The following is a 13,217-nucleotide window of genomic DNA, read 5'->3' as shown; positions in this document are numbered from 1 at the left end:
GGCGGAGCCTTGGTGGTTGACGTATGGGTCAACCGTAGAGCGGCTCCGCCATGCGGGCAACCTCAGACGTCGAGGAAGCTCCGCATCTTGCGCGACCGCGACGGGTGCTTGAGCTTCCGCAGCGCCTTCGCCTCGATCTGCCGGATACGCTCGCGGGTGACCGAGAACTGCTGACCGACTTCCTCGAGCGTATGGTCGGTGTTCATTCCGATGCCGAAGCGCATCCGCAGCACGCGTTCCTCGCGCGGGGTCAGCGACGCCAGCACGCGCGTCACCGTCTCCTTGAGATTGGCATGGATCGCGGCGTCGACCGGGATGATCGCATTCTTGTCCTCGATGAAGTCGCCAAGGTGCGAATCCTCCTCGTCACCGATCGGCGTCTCGAGGCTGATCGGCTCCTTGGCGATCTTCATCACCTTGCGGACCTTTTCGAGCGGCATCGACAACCGCTCGGCAAGTTCCTCGGGCGTCGGCTCGCGGCCGATCTCGTGGAGAATCTGGCGGCTGGTGCGGACGAGCTTGTTGATTGTCTCGATCATGTGGACCGGGATGCGGATCGTCCGCGCCTGGTCGGCGATCGAGCGGGTAATCGCCTGGCGGATCCACCACGTCGCGTAGGTCGAGAACTTATAGCCGCGGCGGTACTCGAACTTGTCGACCGCCTTCATCAGGCCGATGTTGCCTTCCTGAATAAGATCAAGGAATTGCAGGCCGCGGTTGGTGTACTTCTTCGCGATCGAGATGACCAAACGCAGGTTCGCCTCGACCATCTCCTTCTTGGCGATCCGCGCCTCGCGCTCGCCCTTCTGGACCATGTTGGTGATCCGGCGAAACTCGCCAAGGTCGACGCCGGTCGCCTGCGCGATGTCGGCGATCTCGAGGCGCACGTCCTCGACCGCCTGCTTTTCAGCAAGCGCGAAGGCACCGAACTTCTTGTCGATCCCAGCGACGCGCGCGGTCCAGCCGGCATCGAGCTCGTGGCCCATATATTCGTCGAGGAACGACTTGCGGTTAATCTTGTGGCGGTCGGCGAGACGCATCATCGTCCCGCCGAGGCCGAGCAGCCGCCGGTTGTAGCTGTACAGCTGGTCGACGAGATATTCGATCTTGTTGTTGTTGAAGTGGACCGACTGCACCCCGGCGGTCAGTTCTTCGCGCAGTTTCTGATACTTGCGCTCATCGGCGGGGGGATACGCGGCGTTGACGCGGAACGCCGACAGCCGGTTCTCCTGCAGCTTCTTGAACTTGCCGTACGTCGCGGTGATCTCGGCGAACTTCGCCAGCGCGTCGGGCTTGAGCAGTTCCTCCATCGCCGCGAGCGACAGCGTGTTGTCCTCGTCGTCCTCGTCGGGGATCGCGGCGGTGCCGTCGGGCTTGGTCCGCCCGGTGAACGCGGCTTCCTCCTCGTCCTCGTCGGCCGAAGCCGAGACGATATCGGGCTCGCCGTCTTCCTTGTAGGCGACAGCGGGCAGGCCAGTGCCGACCTCGCCCGAATCGCCCTCGACCGGCGGCTTGACCAGCATCGCGTCGAGATCGAGAATCTCGCGGAGCTGCATCCGGCCTTCGTTGAGCGCGTCGGACCAGTCGATCATCGACGTGAAGGTCATTGGCGATTCGCACAGGCCGGCGATCATCGTGTTGCGCCCGGCCTCGATGCGCTTGGCGATCGCGATTTCGCCCTCGCGGCTGAGCAGTTCGACCGCGCCCATCTCGCGCAGGTACATGCGGACCGGGTCGTCGGTACGGTCGAGCGGGGCGGCCTTGACCGCAACCGGAGCGGCGACGGCGGGGTCGCCCTCGACGGCTTCCTCTTCCTCGTCATCGTCGGCGGCGGCGCGCGGGGTCTCGGTGCCTTCCTCGGCGGGCTCGTCGTTTTCGATGAGGTTGATCCCCATCTCCGACAGCGCCGCCATGACGTCCTCGATCTGCTCGGAGGAGACCTGCGGCAGTGCGTCGTTCAATTCGTCATAAGTGATGTAGCCGCGCTTCTTGGCGCGCGCGATCAGCTTCTTGATCGATGCTTCGTTGAGATCGAGCAACGGCGCACCGTCGGTATCGGGCTTCGTATCGGTTTCCACGACGGCGCCATTCGCTTTTGCCATAATCTGCTTTCGTCCAATCAAGCGTGTCGCGCCAACCGATAACGACGACTCGGGCGAGGGCGGTGGAGCCGCTTACTCGGTATCGGCGACAATTCCAATAACATGATCCTTATCGGACAATTCGGCACGCGCTTGATGGTTGCGTCGCACCGCGTCAAAATCGGCCTCGGCCATGCTCATCCGGAAATGGGAATTGGTTGCGGCAATGTCATCCCCCACGCGCGCCGTTGCGAGCAAGGCATCGAGAAATTTGACGAATTGTTCGCGGGCGTCGGCGCTGGGAGTGCTCGCACGGACAAAACCGAGGTTGCCGACGCCTGGCCGATGCCGTGCGAGGATGGCATCGGCGGCGGCACCGGCACCGGCACCCCGCGCGTCGAGATGGGCGCGGAGGGCGACCGGGCTGGCGTCAGGGTCGGCGGTCGCGGCGTCGAGTAGCGCGGTCACGAGCGCGGCGTGTGCAGGGTCGGCGACCGGCAGCCCGGCCAGCCGTTCGAACCCCGCGTCGATCAACTCGGGGCGTAGGAGGCAGGCAACGAGGACCTGACGCACCATCGCGTCGCCCATGTCGGGCCGCGCCGCGCGCAGGATACCCGGCGACGCGGCACGGGGCGGGGGGCCGCCTTTTTGCCACGGGGTCCGCTCGGGGCGCTTGAACAAAGCGTAGAAACGCTCGCGGAGCTCGGTCCGGTAGAAGCGCTGGAGGGTGGTGTCGGCGATCTCCGCAGCGCGGGCATCGAGCGCGGCGAGGACGGCGGCGCGGCGTTCGGGGGTGGCCGTGTCGACGCCCTCGGTCTCGCTCCGCCACAGCCGGTCGATCAACGGCTCGGCGGCGGCGAGGACGGCGTCGAACGCGGCAGGCCCGCCAGCGCGGACGAGATCGTCGGGGTCCTTGCCCAGGGGGAGGGTGGCGAAGCGCAGCGATTTGCCCGCCTCGAGCAGCGGCAGTGCCCGGTGGAGCGCGCGCAACCCGGCCCGCTGCCCCGCCGCGTCGCCGTCGAAGCACAACACCGGCTCGGGTACGATCCGCCACATCAGCCCGAGCTGCGCCTCGGTCAGCGCGGTGCCGAGCGGGGCGACCGCATCGGCAAACCCCGCCTGCGCGAGGCCGATGACGTCCATGTAGCCCTCGACGACGATCAGCCGAAGCGACTTGCGCGCAACCGGTCCGGCGCGGTCGAGATTGTAGAGCGTGCGGCCCTTGTCGAACAACGGTGTGTCGGGCGAATTCAGATACTTCGGCTGGCCGTCGCCAAGGATGCGTCCGCCAAAGCCGATAACTCGACCGCGCGGATCGCGGATCGGAAACATCAGCCGTCCGCGGAAGCGGTCGTACGGATCGCCCGGCTTCGCATTCCCCTCGGCCTCGGGCTGGATCAGCAGCCCTGTCTCGATCAGCTTGGCGTCACCGACGCTGGCAAGCGCGGCGCGGAGGCGGGTCCGGCTATCGGGCGAGTAGCCGAGGCCGAAGTCTGCGACGGTCTTGTCCGCGAGACCGCGCTTGGCGAGATATTCGCGCGCGGTCGCGCCCCCGGCGTCGCGCAACTGGCTGGAAAACCACGCCGCCGCCTTGCCGGTGACGTCGTGAAGCCCCTCTGCCGCCTGTGCCCGCTCACGCGCCTCGGGCGTTTCCTCGGGCACCGCCAGTCCAGCTTCGGCGGCGAGCGACTTGACCGCGTCGATGAAGCCGAGCCCCTCCTGCTCGACGACGAAGCGGATCACGTCGCCGTGCGCCCCGCAGCCGAAGCAATGGTAGAAGCCCTTGTCGTCGTTGACGAAAAAGCTCGGCGACTTCTCGTTATGAAACGGGCAGCAGCCCTTCATCTCGCGCCCGGCGCGGGTCAGCTTGACCCGGCGCGCGACAACCGTCGACACGGCGACACGGGCGCGGAGTTCGTCGAGAAAGGCGGGAGCGAGAGCCAAGGCTCACCTTATCCCGAAAGCGCCGTCTTCACCATCGCCGACGCCGACGACATGTCGATCTGTCCGGCGAAGCGTTCGCGCAGCGCCGCCATGACCTTGCCCATGTCCTTGACACTGCTCGCGCCGAGTTCCTCGACGAGCCCGCGGACGACCGCCATCGCCTCGCCCGCCGCCATCTGCTGCGGCATGAACCCCTCGATTACGCCGAGCTCGGCGCGTTCGGCGTCGGCCAGCTCGGGACGGTTGCCGGTGACGTACATCTCGATCGATTCGCGGCGCTGCTTTGCCATCTTGGTCAGCACGTCGGCGACGAGCACGTCGTCGTCGGCGGGCGGCGTGCCGGTACGCAGTTCGATGTCCTTGTTCTTCAACGCCGCCGAGATGAGGCGCAGCGCACCGAGGCGGGCGCTGTCTTTGGCTTTCATCGCGGTGATCGTCGCGGCCTTGATGTCGTCGCGGATCATGATTGTCCTGTCGAGTCGGGGGCAGTATCATAACGCGCACACCGGTCCGCACCTAACCGCACGCCGTCGGAACGGTTAGAGATTGACCGGACACGGCGCGCCCCGTAGTTCGCCATGCGTTTGCCCATCCGCCAACCTGAAGGAAGCCACTTGGCCGACGCCCCCGCGCATGCCCGACCGACCGGCGCGACAGGTGTTCTCGTTTTAGCCGATGGCACGATCGTCTGGGGCCACGGCATCGGCGCCGAGGGCGTCGCGGTCGGCGAGGTCTGCTTTAACACCGCGATGACCGGCTATCAGGAGGCGATGACCGACCCGAGCTATGCCGGCCAGATCATCACCTTCACCACCCCGCATATCGGCAACACCGGCGCGAACCCCGAGGACATCGAGGCGACCAACCCGCATGCGCTCGGCTGCATCGTCGCCGCCATCCCGAGCGAAGCAGCGAACTGGCGTGCCGACCGGACGTTCGATGCGTGGCTCAAAAGTTGGGGGCGGATCGGGCTGGCGGGCGTCGACACTCGCGCGCTGACCCGCCGGATTCGCGATCTCGGCGCGCCGAACGCGGTCATCGCGCATTCGGCGAGCGGTGACTTCGACGTTCCGGCGTTGCTGGCACAGGCGCAGGGCTGGCCGGGGCTCGAGGGGATGGACCTCGCCAAGGCGGTGTCGACGACACAAAGCTATGGCTGGGACGACGGGCTGTGGACGCTTGGGCAGGGGTACGCGACCCACGCCGCCAATCCGAACGGTCCGCACGTCGTTGCGATCGACTACGGAATGAAGCGCAACATCCTCCGCAATCTCATCGCTGCAGGAGCGCGGGTGACGGTTGTCCCGGCGACCGCGACCTTCGACGAGATCATGGCGCACAAGCCCGACGGCATCTTCCTGTCGAACGGCCCCGGCGATCCGGCGGCGACGGGCGTTTATGCGGTACCGACGATCCAGGCGGTGCTCAATTCGGGCACGCCGCTGTTCGGCATTTGCCTCGGCCACCAGCTCCTCGGCCTCGCGGTCGGCGCGAGCACGTACAAGATGCACCAGGGCCACCGCGGCGCGAACCATCCGGTCAAGCGACTGAGCGACGGCCGCGTCGAGATCACAAGCATGAACCACGGCTTCGCGGTCGACAGCGCGACGCTGCCGGAGAACGCGCGGGCGACGCATGTGAGCCTGTTCGACGGGTCGCTGGCGGGGTTGGAGCTGACGGATCGCAGCGCGTTCAGCGTGCAATATCACCCCGAGGCGAGCCCGGGGCCGCAGGACAGTCACTATCTGTTCGAGCGGTTTGTTGGGTCGCTGGTGTGATCGAAAGCAAGCGACATACCCGAGCTAAGACCTACGTTTTCCTCGACGATTCGTCTTTGCCCGTCAGTCAGTCCAAGGATCGATTAGGGCGAGGCCCAACCCTTCGAAGTGCTTCGTATTGCGTGTCGCCAGCAACATCCCGTACGCCAGCGCGATCGCCGCAATCTGCGTGTCTGCAGTTCCCGGCGCTTGCCCTGCTCGCTCTTGCGCAGCGAGAACCGGCCCATAATGAAGCGACGCGGCAAGGTCGAACGGCACAATGCGATCGGCATGTGCCGCGATCAATTCATCATAGTTCGCCAGAAATGCCTGCTTACGCTTACCTTCGGGCAGGAGATGCGCTCCCGACAGCAGTTCGCCGATCACTACGGTCGCGAGCCATAGACGGTCGGCATTCGCAGCCTCCCAGACCAGTACGGCCGGATCGGGTATTGCCCGGGTCAACTCGCTCCAGACATTGGTGTCGACAAGGATCATTCGAGATCGGGAACCCGCGCGGGGCTACGCGGAGGGATCGGCAGGTCGATTCCGGGTCGACTCATTTCGTAGATCATCTGTCCGATGGATTTGCGCGGCGGAGGCACAGTCTCGGTGACGGCGGCAATGACCAGGCGCCGCGCCTCCGCTTCCATCGACATTCCCTTGGCCGACGCCTGTGCGCGGAAGCGCCGTTGCACGTCGTCGGGGATGTTGCGGATCGTCAGACTCGCCATCGGTCGCCTCCAGTGATTGCAGTGCTAGCAACGTATGCAATGAGAGCAATCTAATCAAATGCCCAAACGCACCGACATCCACACGATCCTCATCATCGGCGCCGGCCCGATCATCATCGGGCAGGCGTGCGAGTTCGATTATTCGGGGACACAGGCGTGCAAGGCTCTGCGGGCCGAGGGGTATCGGATCGTGCTGGTCAACTCGAACCCGGCGACGATCATGACCGATCCCGACATGGCCGACGCGACCTATGTCGAGCCGATCACGCCCGCGGTCGTCGCCAAGATCATCGAGATCGAGCGGCCCGACGCGCTGCTGCCGACGATGGGCGGGCAGACCGCGCTCAACACCGCGCTCGCGCTGTTCCGCGACGGCACGCTCGAGAAATACGGCGTCGAGCTGATCGGAGCCGATGCGGTGGCGATCGACAAGGCCGAGGACCGGCTCAAATTCCGCGACGCGATGGACAAGATCGGCCTCGAAAGCCCGCGTTCGCGGATCGCGCACAACGTCGCCGAGGCGCTCGAAGCGCTTGAGTTCGTTGGCCTGCCGACGATCATCCGGCCATCGTTCACGATGGGCGGGACGGGGGGCGGGATCGCCTATAACCGCGAGGAGTTTCTCCACATCGTCGGCACCGGGCTCGACGCCTCGCCGACGACCGAGGTGTTGATCGAGGAGTCGGTGCTCGGCTGGAAGGAATATGAGATGGAGGTCGTCCGCGACCGCCACGACAATGCGATCATCATCTGCGGCATCGAGAATATCGACCCGATGGGGGTGCATACCGGCGACAGCATCACCGTCGCGCCGATCCTGACGCTGACCGACAAGGAATACCAGATCATGCGCAACGCGTCGATCGCGACGCTGCGTGAAATCGGTGTCGAAACAGGGGGTTCGAACGTCCAGTTCGCGGTCGACCCGAAGGACGGGCGGCTCGTTGTTATCGAGATGAACCCGCGCGTGTCGCGCTCGTCGGCGCTCGCATCGAAGGCGACCGGCTTCCCGATCGCCAAGGTCGCGGCGCTGCTCGCGGTCGGCTACACGCTCGACGAGGTTCAGAACGACATCACCGGGGCGACGCCGGCGGCATTCGAGCCGACGATCGACTATGTCGTGACGAAGATTCCGCGCTTCGCTTTCGAGAAGTTCAAGGGCGCCGAGGCGGTCCTCGGCACCGCGATGAAGTCGGTCGGCGAGGTCATGGCGATTGGGCGGACGATCCATGAATCGATGCAGAAGGCGTTACGCGGGCTCGAGACCGGGCTGACCGGCTTCGACGAGGTCGAGAGCTTGGCCGGTGCATCGGACGAGGAGATCGCGGCGGCGCTGTCGATCCCTGGACCCGATCGGTTGCTCATCGCGGCGCAGGCGCTGCGGAGCGGCTTTTCGGTCGAGCGGGTCAACGCGATCACTTTCTACGAACCGTGGTTTCTCAACCGCATTGCCGAGATCATTGCGGCGGAGGCTGAAGTCCGCGCGAGCCGCTTGCCCAACGACGCGGCGGGGATGCGCCGGCTGAAAGCGATGGGTTTCGCCGATACCCGCCTCGCGAAGCTGACCGGCGGAACCGCGGCCGAAGTCGCCGCGCACCGTCACGGACTCGGCGTCCGCCCGGTGTTCAAGCGCATCGACACCTGCGCCGCCGAGTTCGCCGCCAAGACCCCGTACATGTACTCGACTTACGAGGCGCCGAGCTTCGGCGAGCCCGAGTGCGAAAGCCAGCCGACGGCGGCGCGCAAGGTCGTGATCCTCGGCGGCGGACCGAACCGGATCGGGCAGGGGATCGAGTTCGACTATTGCTGCTGCCACGCGTGTTTCGCGCTGGCGGACGCCGGGTTCGAGACGATTATGGTCAACTGCAACCCCGAGACTGTCAGCACCGACTACGACACCTCCGATCGGCTGTATTTCGAACCGCTGACCGCCGAGGACGTCCTCGAGGTCCTCCACAAGGAGATGGAGAACGGCGAACTCGTTGGGGTCATCGTCCAGTTCGGCGGGCAGACGCCGCTCAACCTCGCGAGCGCGCTCAAGGCGGCCGGCATCCCGATCCTCGGCACCTCGCCCGACAACATAGACCTCGCCGAGGACCGCGAGCGCTTCGCCGCGCTGGTCGAGCGGCTTGGATTGAAGCAGCCGAACAACGGCATCGCGGTCGATCGCAACGCCGCGGTCGCGATCGCCGAGCGCGTCGGCTACCCGGTGTTGATGCGCCCGTCGTTCGTCCTCGGCGGGCGGGCGATGGAGGTCGTCGAGACCCCCGCTGCGCTCGACGCCTATCTCCGCGACAATGCGGCCGCGCTGAGCGGCGGGCCGGTGCTGATCGACCAGTATCTGCGCGACGCGGTCGAGGTCGACGTCGATGCGCTCGCCGATCCCGATACCGTCTTCGTCGCGGGCGTCCTCCAGCATATCGAGGAGGCAGGGGTCCATTCGGGCGACAGCGCGTGTTCGATCCCGCCGCACAGCCTCGGCCCGGACATCATCGCCGAGATCGAGCGCCAGACCGCATTGCTCGCGCGCGCGCTCGAGGTCCGCGGGCTGATGAACATCCAGTTCGCGGTCAAGGACGGTGAGGTCTTTCTGATCGAGGTCAATCCGCGCGCCTCGCGGACCGTCCCATTCACCGCCAAGGCGACCGGCATCCCGATCGCCAAGATCGCGGCGCGGGTGATGGCGGGGGAGAGCCTCGCGAGCTTTAACCTCAAGCGCCCGGCGTGGAAGCATATCGCGGTCAAGGAGGCGGTGTTCCCCTTCGCGCGCTTTCCCGGCACCGATCCGGTCCTCGGGCCCGAGATGAAGTCGACCGGCGAAGTCATGGGGATCGATAGCGATTTTGCGATGGCGTTCGCCAAGGCGCAGCTTGCCGCGGGGACGGTACTGCCGATGGCGGGCACGGTATTCCTGTCGGTCAAGGACAGCGACAAGGCGGTCATCCTCGAGGCGGCGCGCGACCTCGTCGGCATGGGTTTCGGCCTAATCGCGACCGACGGTACCGCAAAATTCCTCGACGGCGAGGGGATCGCGGTCGAGCGGGTCAACAAGGTCCAGCAGGGGCGGCCGCATATCGTCGACCGCATCAAGGACGGCGGCATCGCGCTGATCGTCAACACGACCGAAGGCACGCAGTCGATGAAGGACTCGGCGTCGATCCGCGCGTCGGCGCTTTACGGCAAGGTGCCATATTTCACGACAGCGTCGGCAAGCGTTGCAGCCACACAGGCGATTGCTGCGTTAAAGCAGCGACCGCTTGAAGTACGGTCGCTCCAGTCATACTATTCAGCGCTGGATTAAGAAGCCCCCGGACAGAGAGTTTGCCGTCAGCGGTGGTCACTCCGCCGAGGGCGAAGCGTCAACTAGGGAAGTCAGCGAATGGCGACGGTCGATAAGTACCCCATGCTTGCGGAGGGGCACGCCGAATTGATGGCGACGCTGCGCAACCTCAAAGAGGTCGAGCGGCCGAAGAACGTCGAGGACATCGAGACCGCGCGCGCTCACGGCGACCTGTCGGAGAACGCCGAATATCATGCCGCCAAGGAGCGCCAGGGGCATATCGAAGCGCAGACGATGGAGCTCGAGGACAAGCTCGCGCGCGCCGTCGTCATCGATCCCAAGACGCTGTCGGGTGACAAGGTCGTCTTCGGCGCAACCGTCGGTCTGCTCGATGAGGACGATAAGCCGATCACGTATCAGATCGTCGGCCAGACCGAGGCCGATGCTCATCGTGGGCGGATCAGCTATTCATCGCCGCTCGGCCGCGCGCTGATTGGCCGTAAGCTCGGCGAAGAGGTCGAAGTGACGACCCCGTCTGGCGACAAATATTACACGATCGAAAAGGTCGAGTTCATTTGAAGCCCGAGGGCGGTTTCGGCGGCGCATCGTTCACGCCGCCGGCCGCCCCAGTTACGCGCGCGCTCGTCGCAGTCTGCGTCCTCGTCCAGGTCGCGGCAACGATCGGTGGGATGGCGTTCAGCGAGACGCTGGCCAGTCATGCGGCCCTGATTCCGGCTCGAGTGACCGGGTCGGTGCCGTCGAGCCCCGGTGACGTTCCCGCGGCGCTCACGCTGCTGACCTCGCTATTCCTCCATGCCGGCTGGATCCACCTGACGCTCAACCTGACCTTCCTGTGGTGGGTCGGGCGGCATGTCGAGGTTGAAATCGGCCGCGCCCGGTTTCTCGTTCTGTACGCCTTGAGCGGGATCATCGGCGGACTGCTGCAGGTTGCCGTAGCACCCCATTCCACCGAGGCGGTCGTCGGGGCCAGCGGCGCGATCGCGGGCGTCTTCGGAGCCTATGCGGTCCTGTTCGCACGCAGCCGGGCGCGGGCGCGTCGCTTGCTCGGCATACAAATCTCGACCGAGGTTGCGACCGCATTATGGTACGCTGCGACGTGGATCGGACTGCAGTTGCTGACAGCCGTCGCGTTCAACACGGGGGAGGGCGGCATCGCGATCTGGACGCACATCGGCGGCTTCATCGTCGGGCTGATCTTTGCCCAACCCTTCGTCCGACGGGTCGCCTAGGCCGCCGGAACGTCGGGCTCGAGCATCCGGTGAAGATGCACGACGACGTATTTCATCGCCGCATCGTCGACCGTGCGCTGGGCATTCGACCGCCATGCCTTTTCGGCGGAGGCATAATCGGGGAAAATGCCGACGACGTCGAGCTTGGCGGGATCCTCGAAATCGAGGGTTCGCGGATCGGTAACGCGACCGCCGAAAACGAGATGGAGCTTGTTCATGCCGCAGGATTTAGCGCGGCATACTCGGCTTGCACAGAGGCCATGATACCTGCCGCCCAATCTTCGAACTCCGGCCCATCCCATGCGCGATGATTTCCGGCCGAATACGCCAGTGCATTGCGGTGATAGAATAAAGCGTTGATCCGGTTCGCGATCCAGTTGTTCGCGGTGCGGATCACCTTCGCTGGCGATCCGACGACGATCGAGTTGGGTGGGACGATCGTCCCGTCTTTCACATAGGCGTGCTGTCCGACGATCGAGTTGTCGCCGATCACGGCTCCGCCATAAACGGTCGCATTGATCCCCACGAGAACATGATTGCCGATCGTGCAGCCATGGAGCGTCGCGTGATGCGTGATCGAACAATGTGTACCGACCACGACCGGTCGACCGGGGTCGGTGTGGATCATCACGAAGTCCTGGATGTTCGAGTATGCGCCGATCTCGACGTGCGCCGCCTCGCTACGGATGACTGCATTGCACCAGATCGACGAGCCCTCACGCATCGCGACACGGCCGTATAGTTGCGCGCTGGGATCGATGTACGCAGCTTCGGCCGTGTCGAGGAGCGCGGTCACGCCGACTTGGCGTTCGACGCCTTCATCAGCGCAACCAGACCGTCGAAGCCCTGCTTCGAGATGATCGCCGAGAAGTCGGCTTCCTGCGTCAGCGACAGGTTCACGCCCGACACGGTGACGTTGCCGACCAGCCACTTACCCGACGAACCCTTCTGGACGTACCAGATAATGTCAAAGGGCGCTTTACCAGCGACTTCGACCTTGGTGAAAACGTCGACGCCGCCGGTCGAGCCATGCGGCTGGGTGCGAACGATTTTCACGGTGGCATCGGAGTAATTGATCAGGCGGTCGGCGTAGATGTTGACGACATAGTCAGGAAGCACCGCCTGGTACGCCGCCAACTGTGCCGGGGTGATCTGATTGCGATAACGGCGGATCAATCGCGCACCGGCATCCTCGACCGCAAAATTATCCTTGAGCATGGCGCGGAACTTCGCCTTGATCGCCGGCTTCGACGACGTCTCCTTGAGCACGGCGAACGCGTTGTCGGAGAGCGTCGAGATGAACTGACCCGCCGATGCCGCCTCGGCCGGTGTCGCGGCCGTCTGGGCGACGGCGGGGGCCGCGACGATGGGAGCTGCGATGATGGCGAGAGCGGTGAGCCCGAGAGAAAAACGACGCATCTAGAGCTCCTGATATGCGGGCCGCGATCGGCCGGATCGACGCTTTAGTGACTAGCCACTGAATGTGGCGTTAAGCGGACGAGGTCGGCTTGCGCAACAAGGCACCGCCCGCCGCGCCGACGATGCTGAGCAACGACTGCACCGCGCGGTCCATGATCCCGGCGGTGCCGCCGGCAAACGACAGTTTCGAGAGATCGAGCTCGACTTTGGCCGACGCGATCGCCGCATCTCCAGCGGCCTCGAGACGGGCGCCGATATCGCCGAATGCGGCATATTCGATGTCGCTGACGGGCATGATCGCACCGATCAAGGCGCCGGTCGCGACACCGACGAGGACCACTGTGAGCGGGTTATCGTCGACCGCGACGTGCGCCTTGTGCTGGATCGCTTCGATGCGTTGGCGAGCCGGGCCGGCGGGGATATCGTCGGCGGCAAGGTTCGCTGCATAGCCGTCGTCGTAATCGGCGTAAGCAGCGTAGCTGTCGCCATATTCGATCGTTGCACGCTTGACTTTGCTCCGGGCCAGCAGCGCGATCCCGGCGGCAAGGCCTGCCCCGGCAATGGCGATGGGATGTGCCATCGCCGCGCCTTTGACCGATTCGAACGCCCGCGAGCTGCTCGCATTCAACGAATCGACGGCATTATCGACGAGCGCCCGCGGCGATAGACGCGCCTGCAGGTCGTCGATCGTCGACGCAATCCGTTCGCGGGTCGATTCGGCTTCGCGTTCGAGAGTGGCGGTATCGCTCACG

The 13,217-nt window shown here is 65.1% G+C and carries 13 protein-coding genes; 4 read left to right on the top strand and 9 right to left on the bottom strand.

Going from position 1 to position 13,217, the window contains the following annotated elements:
• Positions 1-62: 62 nt before the first annotated feature.
• The 3 genes from rpoD to KTC28_RS14070 form a co-directional block, all read right to left on the bottom strand.
• Entirely contained in the window at positions 63-2,102 is a 2,040-nt protein-coding gene (gene rpoD, locus KTC28_RS14080) for an RNA polymerase sigma factor RpoD (protein WP_216707768.1), read from the bottom strand.
• Positions 2,103-2,174: 72 nt separating this feature from the next.
• A complete protein-coding gene (gene dnaG, locus KTC28_RS14075; protein ID WP_216707767.1) occupies positions 2,175-4,025 on the bottom strand; it encodes a DNA primase in 1,851 nt (616 codons plus the stop codon).
• Positions 4,026-4,033: 8 nt separating this feature from the next.
• Positions 4,034-4,489, bottom strand: a complete 456-nt coding sequence (locus KTC28_RS14070; RefSeq protein WP_216707766.1) for a GatB/YqeY domain-containing protein — start codon at positions 4,487-4,489, stop codon at positions 4,034-4,036.
• Positions 4,490-4,603: 114 nt separating this feature from the next.
• On the opposite strand from KTC28_RS14070, the gene carA reads away from it, so the two are divergent.
• A complete protein-coding gene (gene carA / locus KTC28_RS14065; RefSeq protein WP_439650102.1) occupies positions 4,604-5,803 on the top strand; it encodes a glutamine-hydrolyzing carbamoyl-phosphate synthase small subunit in 1,200 nt (399 codons plus the stop codon).
• Positions 5,804-5,866: 63 nt separating this feature from the next.
• Here the strand turns inward: carA and KTC28_RS14060 are convergent, their stop codons facing one another.
• Both KTC28_RS14060 and KTC28_RS14055 read right to left on the bottom strand, forming a co-directional pair.
• Entirely contained in the window at positions 5,867-6,280 is a 414-nt protein-coding gene (locus KTC28_RS14060) for a type II toxin-antitoxin system VapC family toxin (RefSeq protein WP_216707764.1), read from the bottom strand.
• Positions 6,277-6,516, bottom strand: a complete 240-nt coding sequence (locus KTC28_RS14055; protein ID WP_216707763.1) for a FitA-like ribbon-helix-helix domain-containing protein — start codon at positions 6,514-6,516, stop codon at positions 6,277-6,279. The genes KTC28_RS14060 and KTC28_RS14055 overlap by 4 nt, the downstream gene beginning before the upstream one ends.
• Positions 6,517-6,574: 58 nt before the next feature.
• Here KTC28_RS14055 and carB point away from each other — a divergent pair, with 58 nt between their 5' ends.
• From carB to KTC28_RS14040, 3 genes are all read left to right on the top strand, one after another.
• Positions 6,575-9,817 carry a carbamoyl-phosphate synthase large subunit gene (carB, locus tag KTC28_RS14050; protein WP_216707762.1) on the top strand — a complete coding sequence of 1,081 codons (3,243 nt, stop codon included), beginning with the start codon at positions 6,575-6,577 and terminating at the stop codon, positions 9,815-9,817.
• A 78-nt stretch (positions 9,818-9,895) separates the two neighbouring features.
• Complete coding sequence (gene greA, locus KTC28_RS14045; protein ID WP_216707761.1) at positions 9,896-10,375, top strand: transcription elongation factor GreA; 480 nt, start codon at positions 9,896-9,898, stop codon at positions 10,373-10,375.
• Positions 10,372-11,046, top strand: a complete 675-nt coding sequence (locus KTC28_RS14040) for a rhomboid family intramembrane serine protease (RefSeq protein WP_216707760.1) — start codon at positions 10,372-10,374, stop codon at positions 11,044-11,046. Before greA ends, KTC28_RS14040 begins: the two co-directional genes overlap by 4 nt.
• Here the strand turns inward: KTC28_RS14040 and KTC28_RS14035 are convergent.
• The 4 genes from KTC28_RS14035 to KTC28_RS14020 form a co-directional block, all read right to left on the bottom strand.
• The gene (locus KTC28_RS14035; RefSeq protein WP_216707759.1) at positions 11,043-11,264 is read right to left on the bottom strand and encodes a DUF4170 domain-containing protein; all 222 of its coding nucleotides are present in this window, start codon (positions 11,262-11,264) and stop codon (positions 11,043-11,045) included. The two genes, KTC28_RS14040 and KTC28_RS14035, sit on opposite strands and share 4 nt — an antisense overlap.
• Positions 11,261-11,842: a gamma carbonic anhydrase family protein gene (locus KTC28_RS14030; protein ID WP_216707758.1), complete on the bottom strand. Its 582-nt coding sequence runs from the start codon at positions 11,840-11,842 to the stop codon at positions 11,261-11,263. Before KTC28_RS14030 ends, KTC28_RS14035 begins: the two co-directional genes overlap by 4 nt.
• A complete protein-coding gene (locus KTC28_RS14025; protein ID WP_216707757.1) occupies positions 11,839-12,465 on the bottom strand; it encodes an MlaC/ttg2D family ABC transporter substrate-binding protein in 627 nt (208 codons plus the stop codon). The genes KTC28_RS14030 and KTC28_RS14025 overlap by 4 nt, the downstream gene beginning before the upstream one ends.
• A gap of 70 nt (positions 12,466-12,535) precedes the next feature.
• Positions 12,536-13,216 (bottom strand): DUF3618 domain-containing protein, encoded by a 681-nt coding sequence (locus KTC28_RS14020; RefSeq protein ID WP_216707756.1) that lies wholly within the window; start codon positions 13,214-13,216, stop codon positions 12,536-12,538.
• Position 13,217: the final 1 nt, after the last annotated feature.

Source organism: Polymorphobacter megasporae, assembly GCF_018982885.2.
Lineage (GTDB): Bacteria > Pseudomonadota > Alphaproteobacteria > Sphingomonadales > Sphingomonadaceae > Polymorphobacter_B > Polymorphobacter_B megasporae.
This window is presented reverse-complemented; position numbering and strand designations above follow the sequence as displayed.

What these genes read in the sequence shown, in the direction of transcription:
- KTC28_RS14060 (WP_216707764.1), bottom strand. Translation starts at nt 6,280, where the DNA reads ATGATCCTTGTCGACACCAATGTCTGGAGCGAGTTGACCCGGGCAATA.
- rpoD (WP_216707768.1), bottom strand. Translation starts at nt 2,102, where the DNA reads ATGGCAAAAGCGAATGGCGCCGTCGTGGAAACCGATACGAAGCCCGAT.
- KTC28_RS14035 (WP_216707759.1), bottom strand. Translation starts at nt 11,264, where the DNA reads ATGAACAAGCTCCATCTCGTTTTCGGCGGTCGCGTTACCGATCCGCGA.
- KTC28_RS14025 (WP_216707757.1), bottom strand. Translation starts at nt 12,465, where the DNA reads ATGCGTCGTTTTTCTCTCGGGCTCACCGCTCTCGCCATCATCGCAGCT.
- carA (WP_439650102.1), top strand. Translation starts at nt 4,604, where the DNA reads ATGCGTTTGCCCATCCGCCAACCTGAAGGAAGCCACTTGGCCGACGCC.
- KTC28_RS14070 (WP_216707766.1), bottom strand. Translation starts at nt 4,489, where the DNA reads ATGATCCGCGACGACATCAAGGCCGCGACGATCACCGCGATGAAAGCC.
- greA (WP_216707761.1), top strand. Translation starts at nt 9,896, where the DNA reads ATGGCGACGGTCGATAAGTACCCCATGCTTGCGGAGGGGCACGCCGAA.
- KTC28_RS14055 (WP_216707763.1), bottom strand. Translation starts at nt 6,516, where the DNA reads ATGGCGAGTCTGACGATCCGCAACATCCCCGACGACGTGCAACGGCGC.
- carB (WP_216707762.1), top strand. Translation starts at nt 6,575, where the DNA reads ATGCCCAAACGCACCGACATCCACACGATCCTCATCATCGGCGCCGGC.